Source organism: Rhizobium ecuadorense (assembly GCF_001187535.1).
In the GTDB taxonomy this organism is placed as follows: domain Bacteria; phylum Pseudomonadota; class Alphaproteobacteria; order Rhizobiales; family Rhizobiaceae; genus Rhizobium; species Rhizobium ecuadorense.
On sequence record NZ_LFIO01000381.1, the window covers coordinates 13,150 to 28,596 of the forward strand.

Annotated in this window: 15 protein-coding genes and 1 pseudogene; 7 read left to right on the forward strand and 9 right to left on the reverse strand. The window is 60.9% G+C overall.

Annotated features, from left to right (window positions below; all coding sequences use genetic code 11):
• Positions 1-4: 4 nt before the first annotated feature.
• A complete protein-coding gene (locus tag AF337_RS08220; RefSeq protein WP_049731733.1) occupies positions 5-1,906 on the reverse strand; it encodes a potassium transporter Kup in 1,902 nt (633 codons plus the stop codon).
• Positions 1,907-2,249: 343 nt separating this feature from the next.
• On the opposite strand from AF337_RS08220, the gene AF337_RS08225 reads away from it, so the two are divergent.
• Together AF337_RS08225 and AF337_RS08230 are read left to right on the forward strand one after the other, a co-directional pair.
• Positions 2,250-3,425 carry an MFS transporter gene (locus AF337_RS08225; protein WP_049731734.1) on the forward strand — a complete coding sequence of 392 codons (1,176 nt, stop codon included), beginning with the start codon at positions 2,250-2,252 and terminating at the stop codon, positions 3,423-3,425.
• Positions 3,426-3,931: 506 nt separating this feature from the next.
• Positions 3,932-4,354 (forward strand): TIGR02594 family protein, encoded by a 423-nt coding sequence (locus tag AF337_RS08230; protein ID WP_049731735.1) that lies wholly within the window; start codon positions 3,932-3,934, stop codon positions 4,352-4,354.
• Between the two features lie 76 nt (positions 4,355-4,430).
• Here AF337_RS08230 and AF337_RS08235 read toward each other — a convergent pair.
• The 4 genes and pseudogenes from AF337_RS08235 to AF337_RS08250 form a co-directional block, all read right to left on the reverse strand.
• Positions 4,431-4,619: pseudogene (locus AF337_RS08235) on the reverse strand (SAM-dependent methyltransferase); the annotation flags it as partial.
• A gap of 87 nt (positions 4,620-4,706) precedes the next feature.
• Entirely contained in the window at positions 4,707-5,354 is a 648-nt protein-coding gene (locus AF337_RS08240; RefSeq protein ID WP_049731737.1) for a hypothetical protein, read from the reverse strand.
• Positions 5,355-5,417: 63 nt separating this feature from the next.
• Entirely contained in the window at positions 5,418-6,023 is a 606-nt protein-coding gene (locus tag AF337_RS08245) for a hypothetical protein (protein ID WP_244471203.1), read from the reverse strand.
• 157 nt (positions 6,024-6,180) lie between these two features.
• Entirely contained in the window at positions 6,181-7,584 is a 1,404-nt protein-coding gene (locus AF337_RS08250) for a pyridoxal phosphate-dependent decarboxylase family protein (RefSeq protein WP_049731739.1), read from the reverse strand.
• Between the two features lie 1,085 nt (positions 7,585-8,669).
• On the opposite strand from AF337_RS08250, the gene AF337_RS08260 reads away from it, so the two are divergent.
• Both AF337_RS08260 and AF337_RS08265 read left to right on the forward strand, forming a co-directional pair.
• The gene (locus tag AF337_RS08260; protein ID WP_049731741.1) at positions 8,670-9,176 is read left to right on the forward strand and encodes a GNAT family N-acetyltransferase; all 507 of its coding nucleotides are present in this window, start codon (positions 8,670-8,672) and stop codon (positions 9,174-9,176) included.
• A 97-nt stretch (positions 9,177-9,273) separates the two neighbouring features.
• Positions 9,274-10,206 carry an ornithine cyclodeaminase family protein gene (locus AF337_RS08265; RefSeq protein WP_049731742.1) on the forward strand — a complete coding sequence of 311 codons (933 nt, stop codon included), beginning with the start codon at positions 9,274-9,276 and terminating at the stop codon, positions 10,204-10,206.
• 178 nt (positions 10,207-10,384) lie between these two features.
• Here the strand turns inward: AF337_RS08265 and dapB are convergent, their stop codons facing one another.
• Positions 10,385-11,155: a 4-hydroxy-tetrahydrodipicolinate reductase gene (gene dapB, locus AF337_RS08270; RefSeq protein WP_049731743.1), complete on the reverse strand. Its 771-nt coding sequence runs from the start codon at positions 11,153-11,155 to the stop codon at positions 10,385-10,387.
• Positions 11,156-11,298: 143 nt separating this feature from the next.
• On the reverse strand, positions 11,299-11,514 hold the full coding sequence (locus tag AF337_RS08275; RefSeq protein WP_049731744.1) for a hypothetical protein: 216 nt from the start codon (positions 11,512-11,514) through the stop codon (positions 11,299-11,301).
• Positions 11,515-11,709: 195 nt separating this feature from the next.
• Here AF337_RS08275 and AF337_RS08280 point away from each other — a divergent pair, with 195 nt between their 5' ends.
• On the forward strand, positions 11,710-12,096 hold the full coding sequence (locus AF337_RS08280; RefSeq protein ID WP_049731745.1) for a VOC family protein: 387 nt from the start codon (positions 11,710-11,712) through the stop codon (positions 12,094-12,096).
• A 221-nt stretch (positions 12,097-12,317) separates the two neighbouring features.
• Complete coding sequence (locus AF337_RS08285; RefSeq protein ID WP_049731746.1) at positions 12,318-13,322, forward strand: carbon-nitrogen hydrolase family protein; 1,005 nt, start codon at positions 12,318-12,320, stop codon at positions 13,320-13,322.
• A 217-nt stretch (positions 13,323-13,539) separates the two neighbouring features.
• Here AF337_RS08285 and AF337_RS08290 read toward each other — a convergent pair whose 3' ends face one another.
• Positions 13,540-14,142 carry a histidine phosphatase family protein gene (locus AF337_RS08290; RefSeq protein WP_049731747.1) on the reverse strand — a complete coding sequence of 201 codons (603 nt, stop codon included), beginning with the start codon at positions 14,140-14,142 and terminating at the stop codon, positions 13,540-13,542.
• Between the two features lie 265 nt (positions 14,143-14,407).
• Here AF337_RS08290 and AF337_RS08295 point away from each other — a divergent pair, with 265 nt between their 5' ends.
• Positions 14,408-14,881: a VOC family protein gene (locus tag AF337_RS08295; RefSeq protein ID WP_049731748.1), complete on the forward strand. Its 474-nt coding sequence runs from the start codon at positions 14,408-14,410 to the stop codon at positions 14,879-14,881.
• Positions 14,882-14,914: 33 nt separating this feature from the next.
• On the opposite strand, the gene AF337_RS08300 is transcribed toward AF337_RS08295, so the two are convergent.
• Complete coding sequence (locus tag AF337_RS08300; protein WP_049731749.1) at positions 14,915-15,313, reverse strand: GFA family protein; 399 nt, start codon at positions 15,311-15,313, stop codon at positions 14,915-14,917.
• Between the last annotated feature and the right edge of the window lie 134 nt (positions 15,314-15,447).

Consider the following 15,447-nt stretch of genomic DNA (forward strand, 5'->3'; position numbering starts at 1 on the left):
CGCTCTAAATGGCGATCTGTTCGCCGAGTTCGACGACGCGGTTTGACGGCAGGTTGAAGTAATCGGAGGGATCGATCGCCAAGCCTTCCAATACCATGAATATGCGCTCCTGCCAGCCGGGCAGGCCGGTGTTCGGTGTCCTCACGAGGTTCCGGCGGCCGAGATAGAAGGAGGTCTTCATGATCTCGAACTTGAAACCTCCCTCCCGGCAGAGCGCCAGCGCCCTGGTGACATCAGGGTCGTCCATGAAGCCGAAAGTGAGATCAAGGCGCACGAAGCGTGGCGAGAGCTGGCTGATCTTGATGCGCCTGCTGTCGGGGACATAAGGTTCGTCTTCGGTCCAGACGGTCAGGATGACGTTCTGTTGGTGGAGCACGTGGTTGTGCTTGAGATTGTGGAGCAGAACATTCGGCGTCCGATCCGGGACGCTGGTCAGGAAGACTGCCGTTCCCGGAACGGTGACCGGTGAATGGTCCGACTTTCGCTCGATCGATCTGATGAAGGAATCGAGCGGGATTTCATTGTTGGCGCGCAGTCTCTTCAGATAGGCCTGCCCGCGGGTCCATGTCCACATCAGGATCATGATCGCCAGCGCAAGGGCGACCGGAACCCAGCCGCCATCGTAGATCTTCAAGAGGTTGGCCGCCAGGAACAGGACTTCGATGATGAAGAGCGGCAGCAGCAGGGCAGCGGCGAGCACGAGGGAGTAGCCCCAGACGGCGCGGAGGAACTGGAAGACCAGCATGGTCGAGATGACCATGGTTCCGGTCACCGAGATACCGTAGGCCGTCGCCAGCGACTCGGAGTCGCCGAAGGAAAAGATCAGCATCAAGACGCCGACCAGGAGGAGAAGATTGACGCTTGGCACGTAGATCTGGCCGGTGTTGGTCTCGGAGGTGAACTTGATCCGCAGCCGCGGCAGGAAGCCGAGGTGAACCGCCGAGCGGGCCAGCGAAAACGCACCTGTTATGACAGCCTGGCTGGCGATGATCGTCGCCATCGTCGCCAGCAGAACCACCGGCAGCAAGGCCCAATCAGGATACATCAGAAAGAACGGATTGGCAGCCGTTTCGGGATGGGCGAGAACGAGCGCGCCTTGTCCGAGATAGTTGAGGAGCAATGCCGGAAAGACGAGCACGAACCATGCCGTCTGGATCGGCCGGCGCCCGAAATGCCCGAGATCGGCATAGAGCGCTTCGCAGCCGGTGACGGTCAGAAAGACGGCGCCGAGCACGATCAGGCCGATAGTGCCGGCATGGGTGAGGAACAGGAATGCATTGACCGGATTGAGCGCCTCCAGAATCGTCCAGTCGTCACCGATATGGATCAGACCGCCCGCCGCCATCGCCAGAAACCACAACACCGTGATCGGCCCGAAAAACATCGAGACGGCAGCAGTTCCCCGCGACTGAACGCCAAAGAGAACGATCATAATCGCAGCCGACGCAAGCGGGACGTAGTCCGCAAAGGCCGGGGTAACCAGCTTCAGGCCTTCGAGCGCCGACATCACCGACAGGGCAGGCGTGATCATCGCATCGCCGATGAAGAGGGCCGCTCCGATCAAGCCGGCGAAGAAGAGCACGGGTACGTTTCGCCCCATCTTCTTCATCAGGAGGGCGAGAAGCGAAAGCGTGCCGCCTTCGCCGTCATTGTCCGCCCTGAGAAGGAAGAGCACATATTTGAAGGTCACAATGATCGTCAGCGTCCAGACCATCAGCGAAATGAGCCCGATGACCTCGGCCTCGTGCACGCCGTCGGCGGCAAAGGGCCTCAGTGCCTCACGAAGGGCATAGAGCGGGCTGGTGCCGATATCGCCATAGACGACGCCGATCGCGCCGACGACCAGTCCGACAAAGCCCTTTCGGCTGGCACCTTCACCCGTCTTGTCTGCATGTGTCGACGTCATGGTTCCCCGCTCATGCCACCTGGCCATGAACACAAACATATGCCGCATTGCAGAACGGCAAGTAAATTGATGCGGGTGCGAATTTTTTGTGAGGGGTGGAGGCGAGGAAAGAGGGCAGAATCCCCGAGTGACGTCTTAAGCGGTTGGACCGGCGACGCTTCTGGTGGCCGCCACCTCTCGTGGACCGGCCGGGGGGATCAGCGTGCTGACAGGAACTGTCAGCAACGGTGGGAGATAACCGGGAACCGCGGTTTGGGGGCCGGTCGCCATTTCGTCGGAATATCCGGCTATGCCGCTCGGATGCCTGGACTTCAATCCCGCCCCAATCGGAGCAAGTCCCGAGATGAAGCCGCATGATCGCATTTTCTTCATTCAATTTGCCGTGGCCCTTTCCGTCGGTGCGTTTCTTTCGCGGCTGCCCGACCTCCAGCGCAAGTTCGGCCTTGCCGAAGGAGAACTCGGCCTTTTGCTCGCTGTGTTGTCCTTAGGCGTTCTCTGCGGTCTGACCTTCTCGGTGAAGTTCATCGAGAGGCTTGGTGCGCGCAGAACCGCCTTCGTCACTGTCTTCGGCGCGTCGCTGTTTTTGGCACTGATCCCCTGGATGCCTTCGGCTCCGTCGGCAGTGCCGTTGTTCTTCATTGCCGGCATTTTCACCGGGGCATTCGAGATCAACGCCAATATCGAAACCGATCGCCATGAGGCGCTGCTTGGGTACCGCATCATGAGCCGGGCTCACGGCATGTGGAGCCTCGGCTTCTGCCTCACCGCCCTTGTTGCCGCCGGCATGCGGCAGGCTGCCGTGTCCATCGAACTGCATACTTTCCTCATCCTCGTCATTGTCTTGATTGCCGGATCGATCGTTTTCTCCGGGATCGAGAATGCCCCCAAGCGGCGCGATGCTCACCCCGGACATGCGCCGCTTATCGCCTTTCCCACCGTCGGGCTGCTGCCCCTCTGCCTCGTCGGCGCAGCTCCGCTTCTTGCCGAAGGCGCAAGCGTCGATTGGTCGGCGATCTATATGCGGGACGTTTTTGCCGTCGAACCATTCGTCGGCGGGCTTGGCGTGACCGTCTTCTCCTTGCTGATCGCCATCGGGCGGCTCGGCATGGACCCCGTCATCGACCGCTTCAATCCCCGCCCCGTCGCCATAACCCTCCTTGGAATCACGGCCATCGGTGTTGTGATGGTTGCGACGGCGACGCATCCTGTTGTCGCGCTTGCGGGCTTCGGCGTGACGGGGATCGGCTGCTCATCGGTCTATCCGCTTACCATCTCGGCTGCGGCCCGGCGCACGGATAGACCTGCAGCGGTCAGCGTTGCAGCACTCGGGCAGACGACGTTTCTCGTGTTTTTTGCCGGGCCGCCGCTGCTCGGATTCGTTGCCGAACACGTCGGCATCCGCTTTTCCTACTGGGCGGTCGTCCCTGTTCTCGCCGCCGCACTTCTGCTCACCAGGGCTCTTGCCGCTGATCCTGCCGCCATCACAGGCCAGCCCGACCCGGTACAACCACACGGTTGATACGCCGCACCGGCCCGTCCGCTGTCGCGGAGCGTTCATATCCGCAACCGGCAGGGAGGTGGGCCATCGGCTTTCGTCGGCGGATGGGGCGGTGCGATGTATTTCCCGCCGTATCCAAGTATTATTTGTAGTCGTAGAAAGTATAGCCCGTATGGGTGATGACCAGGGTCGCGCGCCGATGTCAACTCTTTGGCGAATGATCTTGTTGCTCAATCACTTGCGGGTGCGGTTCATCTGCTCCGAAAGAACCCGGTTCGGATAGCGAAAGCTTAGCCTTTCCGGCTCGCAGAACCTCTGTTTTGCGGGATTTTCGACGGTCGTGTCCGGCCGCAAGGGAGACGCGCCTGCAGTCTATCCGCGCCTCGATTCGAACAAATTGCCGCCGTCAAAATGCCAGTATTAGTTGTTTCTAAATCACGCCATAATTGGCATCTACGTTGCCGCGCCTGTTTTATTCTTCGCCACATTTCGGAATTTCAGCGTTATACAAACAATGGTGGGTAACTATGAAGGTTATTCTCGTCATCGTCCTCACGGTGCTTGCCGTGCCCTGTGAGGCGGACATGCTGGGCACGGCATCCAAGTACAAGAGCATGCACGAACGCTCCATCTCCTTCCTCAGCATCAATCCCCGCAAGGTATCGTGGTGCGGTGCGTTCCTGGCCTTTGTCGCCAAGCGATCTTCGCGGCAGCCGCCCCCCAACCCCAACATGGCGGCGTCCTGGAGGAATTTCGGAAAGCCGGTGTTCTTTCGCGCCGCCAGGCGGGGGGATGTCGTGGTGATCCGCACCGGCAGGCGCTTTCATGTGAGCCTTTTCGATCACATCGACCAGCGCCGGCAGTTCGTCTACCTGTTCGGCGGCAATCAATCCAACCGGGTGCAACTGTCGAGGTATCGCGCCAGTTCGGTCGTGGCGGTGCGACGATGATGCCGGCTTGTCTGCGGTGAAGCCGCGTGCGTCAGCGCCAGTGAAAAACGTCCTTCCAAACGTCGATGACGGCGCGTTAAAGTTTGCGCGCCCTGATATGCAGGAAGATCGGCGCGATGCGGGTGTCGGCGACGACGGGCTCGGCCTCTGCCACCTCCAGCGATGCCATCGGCTCCCCGAAGGCCTCGATCGTCAGCCTCGCTTCGACGATCATCGAAATCCAGTTTGACAGCGTCCGGTGAAAGCGCGGGATGGAAAAGAGCGTCGCGCAGATCGAAACCAGCACTGTCACCACGATGGCGCCTGTCTTGGCCGCGGCATACAGCCTGTTTCCTCTATGCGTGTTTGTCTTTCATTCCGGTCGATTTGAAATGTCGTGATCGGGGATAATCCAGTGAGGCCCGAAGGAATCGTCCTCGATTGTGGAAGCGTTGATGATCAGGATCTCCGGCGGAATCTGTATACTGCCGGCGTCATAATCGAAGACCGATGTAACCGTCTGGAAAGGAACCGATTTCTGATCGTACTGGAAAGGAAACAGCATTTGATCTTCACCGAAGTGGCGGATGAGCTTCTGAAGCTTCTTACCGTCAGGTGTCAGCCAGATTTCGGCTCTGGTACCGTGAGGATATTTTTGCCAAATCGCAACATAATGAAACTCGGAGGCGTTGCCGACTGGTTCGCAGTTCAAGAATCTTGTTTTGTTTGGCTCACGCGGAAACCTCAACCAGTTCAATGTGTCGTAATATCTGACGAAATCTCGGCCATCCGCGTGTATGATCTGTACGTATTCCTCGTCTTTTCCGTCTTTTGCCCGACCAAATACGGTTTCGTGGTAGCCGGATGCCTTGATGCCATTGAGTGCATCCATCAGGACCTTGCAGACCGGTTCGGCTGACGGGTCCGTGATCGTTACAGGATTGACATCATCGGCGCTGACGGAGTGCGCCGCCAGAGCCCCACAAAGACAAAGAACCGTAGGGGATAGCTGAATTTTCATGCGCCTGAATTCCTCAACCCGGAAGAGAAGTCGTAGCCGTTTTGAAAAAAGCCGCCGCATGCGTCACTGCGTCAGCGACTGGATCCTGTCGTAGCGGGATGTGTACTCGTTGGCTGTGCCTTCGTCATAGACCTTCGCCAAAGTGGCCTGGAGGTCGGGCGAATAGAGCACGCTCAGAATGTCGACCTGCTCGTCGCCTCTCTTGATCACCTGCTTGATCCTCAGCACCTTGTATGTGCATTCGCCGAGACTGAAGCTCTCCTGGCCGGCGACGGTCAGTTCCAGGCTCCAGAGCGTATCCGCATGCTCGTCCGGGCCAAGCGGCAAGAAAGCGACCTTGATTCGAGCGCCTTTCTTGAGCGGCAGGGTGTGGCTCAAATCGGACAGGGGGTGCATCGCATATTGTTCGTTTTTGCTGAAGCGGGCCAGATCGAACAGGCCTGCAAAGGAAAACACCGTCTGCTGCGGTGAACCGCTGAAATGATTGACGGTCTTAACGATCTGCCCTTCCGCCTTGCGGAACTCGCTCCGCGCGCCGTTATTTTCCAGCACAAAGCCCTTATTGGCGGTGTCAGAAGACGGACAATCGGCTGCGTGAACTGAAACAGGCAGAAGGGTGGCAATGAACAATGAAGCAAGGCTATTCTTAAACATGTTTTTCGTTTCCAATAGGACTGGGATCATTGAGGTTGGACACCTTCAGATCTCGTTTGATTCTCCGGCAATACTGGAACGCGCGGGGCCTGTCATGAACCTCATGATTGCGACAGGAACTATTCCACATTTTCATTAATGGCCTGGGCTTCGTGCGGGCATTCGGGCTGCATTACCCCCGGCTGGCACTCTCGAACGCGGCGATGATGCTTCGGGCGGCGAGTTGCGCCTGATCCGATGTCGTTTGAAAATTGGTGACGGAGAGGCGCAGCACGTCGCGGCCGTGCCATTTGGCGCCGCCGGCGAAGATCAGGCCGTCCGCCTGGATCTTCTCGATCGTCTTTCGGGTCAGGGCATCGCCTTCTTCTTCCGGGCGGCCGGCCCCGAAGCGGATGACGAGCTGGTTCAGCGTGACCTCGTTCAGAATGGCGATGCCGGGTTCGCGGGCGAGCAGGTCGGCCGCCAGCCGCGCCGAAGTGCAGCACTGGTCGATGAGGGCGGCCACACCTTCACGGCCGAGATGTTTCAGCATCGCCCAGGTGGCAAAGCCGCGCGCCCTTCTGGATAGCTCCGGCACGTAATGGGAAGGATCGCGCTCACCTTCACCGGCGAGCGGCAGATAGCTTGCGGCGATCGTCATGGCGCGGCGATGAGCGATTTCGTTACGGACGATCGCATAGCCGCAATCATAGGGCGTCTGCAGCCATTTGTGGCCGTCGGTCGCCCAGCTGTCGGCGGCTTCGATGCCGCGGCTGAGATGGCTGGTCTTCGCCGACGCCTGCGCCCAGAGGCCGAAGGCGCCGTCGATATGCACCCAGGCGCGCTTCGCCTTCAACAGCGGAATGATGGCGGCGAAATCGTCGAATGCGCCGGTATTGATCTGCCCCGCCTGGAGAATGGCGATGACGGGACCAGAGACCGTATCGAGCGCGCCCGCCAGCGCGGCCGGGTCTATCCGTCCTACCGGATCGGTGCGCACGCGCAGCACGCGATCATGACCGAGGCCCAGGAATTGCAGCGCGGAGAACACCGTGGTGTGAGCGTCGTCACCGATCAGCACGGTGATCTCAGGCGCGCCGAACAGACCGTTGGCATCGGCATCCCAGCCGGCTTGGCGCAGCACCTCGCCGCGCGCGGCGGCAAGACAGGTGAAGTTCGCGACCGTCGCCCCCGTGACGAAGCCGACCGAGCATTCGGCCGGAAGCTTCAGGAGATCGAGAAGCCATTTCGCAGCGACGGTCTCGACGGCGGCTGCGGCCGGGGCGGCGGTATGGTTTCCGGCATTCTGGCCCCAGGCGCTGGTGAGGAAATCGGCTGCAACGCCGACGGGATGCGAGCCGCCGATGACCCAGCCGAAGAAGCGTGGGCCGGTGGTTGCATGCAGCCCGGGTTCGGCTCCATCTGAGAGCAGCCTGATGACATCGAGCATATCGGAACCGGCCGTTGGCAGCGGCTCGTCAAAGGAGACAAGCGAGGTTGCGTAGTCGTGAGTGGGCATATGGCGGGAAGGCGCTACCTGCCGAAACTCCGCCGCAAGCCGGGCGGCTTCCTGAAACAGAGATGCAATTGCCGACATGCGGATCCCCCTGCCGCCGACCGTTCGCCCTGGGCGCCCCTCGAGGCAGGGTGTCGGTGCAGGCAGTCTAGCCGATATTGCCGACGCTGTCTTGGCAGCGAACATAAGGTCGATCCTGGACGCCGCGGAACCTTGCAGCATTGCGCCGGCGCGCCGGCATCCATCAAGGCGATCCTGGGGAGGGCGGCATCGATGTAAAATTGCGTGAGCTCCGGCGGCGCATTAACGATTTCCAGTCGGAAGCGCGCGGCAGCCATCGTTGACGCTCGGCTCGCCTTTGCCGGGATATCCAAGATAAATCGAGCGGTGCGGGAGATATTTCCTGCAACTCGCCAATAACTACATTATACGACGTTGTTTATTTCTGAATTTTATTGGGTTTATTTAAAATCTATTGCCTTTTATGAAAGTATCATTCAATGATGGGGAAATATCAATCGCGCTACTGCCAAGGACGCTATGCCAATGAGCGAGGGATATGCACTGAAGTATTTCGTTCTCTATACGCTGTTGTGCATGATGGTAGGGATAGTTCTTCTCGCCATTGTCCAGCAGGTTGCACCCTTCAAGATGGGCACGCGGAGCGACCAATCTGGCTGGTCGGCGACCGGGGCGAGCGAGCAAGCTGATGACCTGGTTGTGGGGTCGACCCCTGACCCAGCGACCAACCCACCAGCCGTCCGGCCGCCCGCTCAATGGGACCTCAGGCCGACGAACCAACCGACTGTCGGACCGTCCGATCAATCGGGCGTCCGGAAAGGCGGCCGGGTCGGAACTCCAGCGCAGTAATGGGCGCTGGCGCCCGCTATTTTGGGTGTGGCACCTCTCCTCATTCTGAATCGCGGGGCCTGAAAGGGCGGAGCGTCGAAGGACACTCTTCAGCACTTCCCCCTGCATTCTTCAGCCGTCCGCGCACCCGCCTCGTCCTTCAATGCTCTGTGCGAGGCGCCTCACGATGAGGCTCTCTTAGGCGCCGACGTGACGGGTGGCGCAATAAGAGCCGGAATCGAAGTCGTCACCGCCGCTTGCATCGGCTGGAGCCCTCTGCAATGACGATAGCTGAGATATCCCAGGAGGTTTCCCGAATGGATGCAATCGGCGTGACGATCAGGCAAATCCAGCCAGGCGAGGTGGAGGCTTTCCGGCGCATCCGTCTGGAAGCGCTTCGCACCGAACCCTCCTGCTTTGCCAGCCGCTACGAAGACTGGGCGGCTCTTTCCCTCGAGGAGTGGCGCAGCCGCCTGAGCGAGCCGGTTTTCATTGCGTTTCAGGATAATGAGCCCGTCGGCATAATGGGCCTGGTGCGGCAGCGGTCGAGCAAGATGGCCCATCGCGCGACGATCATCATGGTCTACATCGGAAGGAGCCTGCGCGGCACCGGTCTTGCCGGGAGGCTGCTCGATGTTGTTTCCGATCATGCGCGCCATATCGGCATCCGGCAGCTGGAACTCTTCGTCAGCGCCGAGAACCCGGCGGCGATCCGGTTTTATCAGCGGCAGGGCTTCTCCGAGGTCGGCAGGATTCCGGCCGGGGTTCTGGAAGAGGGCAGGGAGATCGACGACGTTATCATGGCCCGCCGTCTGGTCACCTAAAGCGGGTCGCGACCTTTCAGAACAACCGCTTTCCCTCCTCTATTGACCTCAAGCGCGGTTGGGGTCGCAGCATGCCGGAATAGGCTGGAGGTTCGCCGTGACGAAAATTCTGAGAGACGAGGATCTGGTCGGCAGTGCGTTGATGGGCGTGGCGATTGATGCACTCGAGACCGCTTTTCTCGCGAGAGCCGGCAATAGCCTGGTCTCTCCGCCCCGGCATCATGTGTCCTTTTCCAATCGAGGCGATCTCGTCTTCACCGTCGGCGGTATCCTCGGCGACAAACCGCTCGCGGGTTTCCGCGTGTACGAAACATTCGACGGGGCGGAGCATTCGCAGATCGTCGCGGTGTGGTCGGCCGATGACGCCAAGCTCAAGGGCATCATTCTCGGGGAGCGCCTCGGCAACCTCAGGACCGGTGCCATCGGAGGTCTCGCCGTCCGCCATCTCAGCGCGCCCAGCGCCAGGATCGTCGGAATTCTTGGCAGCGGAGCGCAAGCGCGAACCCAGCTTGCCGCGGCCACCGCCGTTCGAAAGCTGGATCGCGCCCGCGTCTACAGCCGCGACGAGAAAAATCGCTCCGCCTTCGCAAGCGAGATGCAGATTGCCCTGGGGCTGGAGGTGGAGCCTGTCGGCAGCGCCCGCGAAGCCGTCGAGGCTGCCGACATCGTCATCTGTGCGACGACGAGCCAAACGCCTGTCATCCATGCGCGTGATCTGAAGCCCGGCGTGCACGTCAACACCGTCGGCCCGAAAACGCTTCAGGGATACGAACTCGGCCTTGATATCGCCGATGCCGCAGCGGTGATTGCGACGGATTCTCCCGAGCAGACCCGCGCCTACGCGTCGCCCTTTTTCCTCGCCGGCTCCGGCAAAGACGATCGCATGGCCGATCTTGCCGACATCATTGCCGGGAAGGCGGCCGGGCGAGGATCATCTGGGGAGACGACGCTGTTTTGCTCGGTCGGTCTCGCCGGAACCGAAGTGGTCGTCGCTTCGGCAATCCTCGATAGGTTAGGGATGCCGGCGTAGATTTTGATCAAGGGCGGGATTTAAGCCTTCGTTTTGATGCTGGATGTCACCCGCCTCGTCCTTCGAGGCCCCTCACGGGGCGCCTCAGATGAGGCTCTCTTGGAGGCCGTGCGCAACCAGAGATGCGCTTAGAATTTGATTCAAGGACGAGCCTCAAGCCTCTGTTCACACTGTCCGTTCACCCCAAACCCAGGACATCCTGCATGCCGTATTCGCCGGGCGGGCGTCCCGCCACCCAGCGGGCGGCGGCAAGGGCGCCGCGGGCAAACATGCCGCGATCGAGAGCCGAATGCGAAAGTGTCACGACTTCTTCGGCGGCGGCAAACAGTACGCTGTGTTCTCCGACGAGCCCGCCTGCGCGCAGGACGGCGAAGCCGATCTCGCCGGGTGGCCGCTCGCCGGTGATGCCGTCGCGCCCGCGCCGCTCGACGGAGGCGAGGGAAACGCCGCGGCCTTCGGCGGCGGCTTCACCGAGCATCAGCGCCGTGCCGGACGGTGCGTCGATCTTCCTGTTATGGTGGGCTTCGAGGATTTCGATATCCCAGCCCTGCGCGGGAAGGGCGCGGGCGGCCTGGGCAACGAGGCCGAGCAGCATGTTGAGGCCGATGGAGAAATTGCCGGAGCGCAGGATCGGAATCGTCCGGGCGGCCTCTGATATCCGTTCGAGTTCATCCGACTCGAAACCCGTCGCCCCGATCACCAGGGCCGGTCCGCCGGCCGAGGCACACAAGCCGGCAAGTTCGGCGGCGGCACGTCCCGTGGTGAAATCCAGGATCACGTCGGCGGTCGCGATCGCGGCCGAACGCTCGATCAGCCCTTCACCGATGGAGCCGGGACGACCGATGCCGCCGACGACCGCGAAAACCGGATCGGCCGCCAGCAGCGGCAGGATGGCGCGACCCATGCGGCCGTTCGCGCCGGCGACCGCTATTCTAATTGGTGATGTCACAGACTTTCCTTGCTGCGATATTGCCGATGTAGGGCTGTTCTTATCCGGCGTTCGCGCCGAAGAAGGGGATCTGCAACTACCGCACTTCCGCTTCCGGCGCAAAGCGGGGGCCTCCTCCGTTCCTCCCCGTGAACGTCTCGCCCTTACCAGTTGCCGGGGTCGGCGGTGTGATCGATGCTGGCGAATTCATCCGCCTTTTCCCGATCCAGCTTCACCTCTGTGGTCACCCTTGTCTCGTCGGTGACCGCGTAGCGGTCGGGAACCGGTCCCTTTGATAGTTCCTGATAGAGGAGCAGCGCTGCCTCCTCGGCGGTATCGGCCTCGATCTCCCGGGTGAGGGTAACGGTGAATTTATGCATGGTTCGGCCCTTTCGTTCGGCGCGCCGGCGATGCGCAGCTTGCTGCAGTCTGACACGAGTTTTGTGGCAAGGACACAAAAAGCGTGCCGCTCAGAATTTGATTCATGCGATGAATTCAGGTCTTTGTTTTTATGGATGTCGCGGCCACGGAACCATCGCACAGTTTTGGGCGAACTCCGCCGAGGAGGATAGATCATGCGCCTGAACCAGGTGACCGTTACGATGCCTGACCTCGATCTGGGCTGGAGCTTCTACACTCTCCTCGGTCTGAGGCCGGTCGTTGATGCCCGTCCGCGCTATGCGCGCTTCGTCTGCCCGGACGGAGACAGCACCTTCTCCCTGCATCAGGGCGAAAGCGGCGGTGGGGGAACCATAGTCTATTTCGAGTGTGAGAGCCTGGACGAGACGGTCGGCCGCCTTAGCGAGGCTGGCCTTCACTTCGTGAGCGGCCCCGAGGACAAGAGCTGGCTCTGGCGCGAGGCGGAACTGTTCGACCCCGGCGGCAACCGCGTCATCCTTTATTTTGCCGGATCGAACCGCGTCGATCCGCCTTGGCGGGTGGGTCAAGGAGACCCGAACTAAGGGCCTCGGCGCCGAAGGATCCTCGCCGCCCCCGAATTGACGAATCGCGGGCGCCTCGGCATCTTCAACTCGGCGTGGCCTAACGCCGAACCTCTCCAGACCTTCCCCAGCAGGGTCTTCAACCGGAGGCAAAGGGACTTTTGTCTCGGGTCGTTACCTTGGTCCTGATGTTTCGGGCCTGTTGCTGGGGAACGATGTCACGGAACGTGAGAGGCCCTGATATGACTGAGAATGGAAATTTCAAGCGGCGGGTACGTGCGCGCGCCGCCAAGACGGGTGAATGCTATACCGCCGCCCGCATACATCTGCTGCCCAACTCGGCGGAAGACGCAGCGCCCGAGGTGAGGCGCCTGCGTCTCGCCGTGGCGCAGACCACTCATGCAGACGATCCCCGCGACATCGACAAGCTTCGCCGCAGCGGCCAGGAGATCTGCCTTTTGATGCGGCAGGCGCGGCAGGCGGGGGCACGATTGGTGCACTTTCCCGAAGGGGCGACGTCAGCGCCCAACAAGCGCATCATGTCGGAAATCGGGCCGAGAGAGATTGGGCCGTCCGATTGGCGACGGTTCGAATGGGGCGTGCTTCGTGAGGAACTGGATGCAATACGCAGGCTGGCGCGTGAACTCGGCCTCTGGGCGGTCATCGGCTCGGTGCATCCGCTGACGGCGCTGCACCGGCCGCACAACAGCCTCTATGTCGTCTCCGACCGCGGCGAAGTGGTGACGCGTTACGACGAGCGCCTGCTGTCCAACACCAAAATCTCCTTCATGTACACGCCCGGGTCGATCCCCGTGACCTTCGAGGTCGACGGCATCCGCTTTGGCTGCGCGCTCGGCATGGAATGCCACTATCCGGAGATTTTCAGCGAATACGAGCGGCTCGACGTCCATTGCGTGCTGTTCTCGACGACAGGCGGTTCACCGGCTACTGAACCGTCTTTCGCCGCAGAGGCGCAAGGGCATGCGGCGAGCAATAGTTACTGGGTCAGTTTCTCGATCCCTGCCCATCCCGGTCGGGCTGATCCTGCCTCTGCCGCGATCATCGCGCCTGGCGGCCGATGGGCGGCGCAATGCCCTACGGATGGAACGGCCGCGATAACGCTCGCCGATATCGACGACAATCCCGGCGATCTTTCCCGTCCCTGGCGGCGCAAAGCGCGGAGCGGCCTCTATGAGCCGCATCGCGTCGATGGCGACCCGCGCAGCGACGGGCGGGATATGTTCTAGAGCCGCGTCGCGGCGAACCAGAATTTCATCACCGGTGGCTCGCGCCGCCGGTGATGCGGCGGCAAAAGAGGTCACTTTGAGGCGGCCCGCGGGGGCCGGAAGGGTGAGGCGTGCGCGGCTCTGATGTAGTGGTGGATGTCGATCTCCGACATTAAGCCGCGCTATAAACCGGCAATGAACCTTGGTGGACTACGACGGTCACCGGGACATGACCTTGTTATGCAATCACGCCGGATATCGTATCGGCCGAAGCGGTTACCAGAGTGAACTCACCATCGCAAAGACGATAGAACCCGTCTTGGGGAACGGGCAGTTCCAGCATTTCCCGCTTTGAAAGGCCAGAATAGACACCGCGTACCAATCTGCCAAACAGCCCGTGAGAAATCGCAACTGTCGGTCCATGGGAGCCTGCGAGCCAGTCCATCGCCCGGGCACAGGCAGCATCAAAGCCTTCCCCGTCGGGAGATTTGAAATACCAATCAAAAGCGTCGGATCCGTCCAGCATTCCTGGAAACTCGTTGTCGATCTCGAACTTGGTCATGCCATCCCAACAGCCGATGGTCACCTCCATCAGCCGTGGTTCCAGGCGGGCCGCCAGTGGCAATATCCGTTTCACGCGCGCCGCAGTCTCCTGAGTACGGCCCAGCGGGCTGACCTGGAGTTGGAATGACTGCTCGTTGCCTGCAACTTCCTTTTGCAGAAGCTTCGCGGCCTGGTCGGCCTGTTCGATACCGCGCTCCGTCAGCGATGAATCTTTCTGGCCTTGGAAGCGGCCCAAGCTGTTCCAAATGGTCTCGCCGTGGCGAAGCAGGTAAATCATCAGCGTTGTTCCAGGCCGGCCAATCAACAATGAGCGAGTCTGCTGGACCGAAGAGGGCGGTTGTAGCAGCTCCGTCATGCTACAGATCGATGATGACCGCAATTGGCGCGATCCATGCGAGCCCTGTTTTCTGCTGCCGGCGTTTTTGGTCACTCGGCAGCGCGCGGCGATCACTACCGGGAAATTGCTTCGGTGGGCTGGAGAAAGACGGTTTGCCTCTTATTTCACGGAGGAAATTCGAAACGAAGAGCGAAAGGACCGCGCAATGGCAAAGAACACGATCTGCGTATGGTACGACAAAGACGCCGAGGCGGCGGCCCGCTTTTATGCGGCGACGTTTCCCGACAGTGCCGTGGGCGCCGTCATTCGGGCACCGGGAGATTATCCCGATGGCAAGCAGGGCGACGTGCTGGTTGTTGAATTCACCGTGGCGGGTATTGCCTGTATCGGCCTGAATGGCGGTCCCGCATTCAAACACAGCGAGGCTTTCTCGTTCCAGATCGCCACCGACGATCAGGCGGAAACCGACCGTTATTGGAACGCCATCGTCGGCAATGGCGGCCAGGAAAGCGAGTGCGGCTGGTGCAAGGACAAATGGGGTCTGTCCTGGCAGATCACGCCGCGCGTCCTCTCCGAAGCGCTGTCGGCAGGCGGTGGTGAGGCAAAGCGTGCTTTCGATGCGATGATGAAGATGAGGAAGATCGATGTCGCGGCGATCGAGGCGGCCCGGCGCGGCTGAGGCGCCCGTCCGACGCCAAGAGATATCAGGCTGTCAGAACCAGAGGTCGCGCACGCAGCGCCCTTTGGTGGGAAGATCTTCGAACGTCTCCAAGCCGTCGAACTGATCGATGGGCAGATCGGCGACGAGATCCGGCGGCGCAAGCCGCATGTTGACCGCCATGCGCCGGCGGCCATCCTTGTGAAGCCGCAGGCCGCGCCAGCTGACGCAGGCGCAGGATGGGCAGAACAAGATTTCGAGGGACGACGTCTCCCGGCCGGAGCGGGTATAGGAGGCGGTCTCTCCGCTGAGCGCGATACGCTCTCCTTCGTAATCATAGGCCCAGAGCGTGCCGTAGCGGCGGCAGAGGCTGCAGTTGCAGGCGGTGATCGAGCCGGGATCGCCTTCGAGCGTCCAGCTTGCCTTGCCGCAATGACATGAGCCCGTCAGCATGAGTTTTTCGATCCTGCGGTTTCTTCAGGGTGCGCATCCTGCCCCACTCGCGCGGCGACCGCAATTGGGGCTTTCAAGCGCCTCGATTCGCCCGCTCGCCAGCCCGTTTGGTCAATTTATAAAATTTCTAGTTG

Coding starts and splice junctions, on each gene's coding strand:
- AF337_RS08220 (WP_049731733.1), bottom strand. CDS start 1,906: ATGACGTCGACACATGCAGACAAGACGGGTGAAGGTGCCAGCCGAAAG.
- AF337_RS08225 (WP_049731734.1), top strand. CDS start 2,250: ATGAAGCCGCATGATCGCATTTTCTTCATTCAATTTGCCGTGGCCCTT.
- AF337_RS08230 (WP_049731735.1), top strand. CDS start 3,932: ATGAAGGTTATTCTCGTCATCGTCCTCACGGTGCTTGCCGTGCCCTGT.
- AF337_RS08240 (WP_049731737.1), bottom strand. CDS start 5,354: ATGAAAATTCAGCTATCCCCTACGGTTCTTTGTCTTTGTGGGGCTCTG.
- AF337_RS08250 (WP_049731739.1), bottom strand. CDS start 7,584: ATGTCGGCAATTGCATCTCTGTTTCAGGAAGCCGCCCGGCTTGCGGCG.
- AF337_RS08260 (WP_049731741.1), top strand. CDS start 8,670: ATGGATGCAATCGGCGTGACGATCAGGCAAATCCAGCCAGGCGAGGTG.
- AF337_RS08275 (WP_049731744.1), bottom strand. CDS start 11,514: ATGCATAAATTCACCGTTACCCTCACCCGGGAGATCGAGGCCGATACC.
- AF337_RS08280 (WP_049731745.1), top strand. CDS start 11,710: ATGCGCCTGAACCAGGTGACCGTTACGATGCCTGACCTCGATCTGGGC.
- AF337_RS08285 (WP_049731746.1), top strand. CDS start 12,318: ATGACTGAGAATGGAAATTTCAAGCGGCGGGTACGTGCGCGCGCCGCC.
- AF337_RS08290 (WP_049731747.1), bottom strand. CDS start 14,142: ATGATTTACCTGCTTCGCCACGGCGAGACCATTTGGAACAGCTTGGGC.
- AF337_RS08295 (WP_049731748.1), top strand. CDS start 14,408: ATGGCAAAGAACACGATCTGCGTATGGTACGACAAAGACGCCGAGGCG.
- AF337_RS08300 (WP_049731749.1), bottom strand. CDS start 15,313: ATGCTGACGGGCTCATGTCATTGCGGCAAGGCAAGCTGGACGCTCGAA.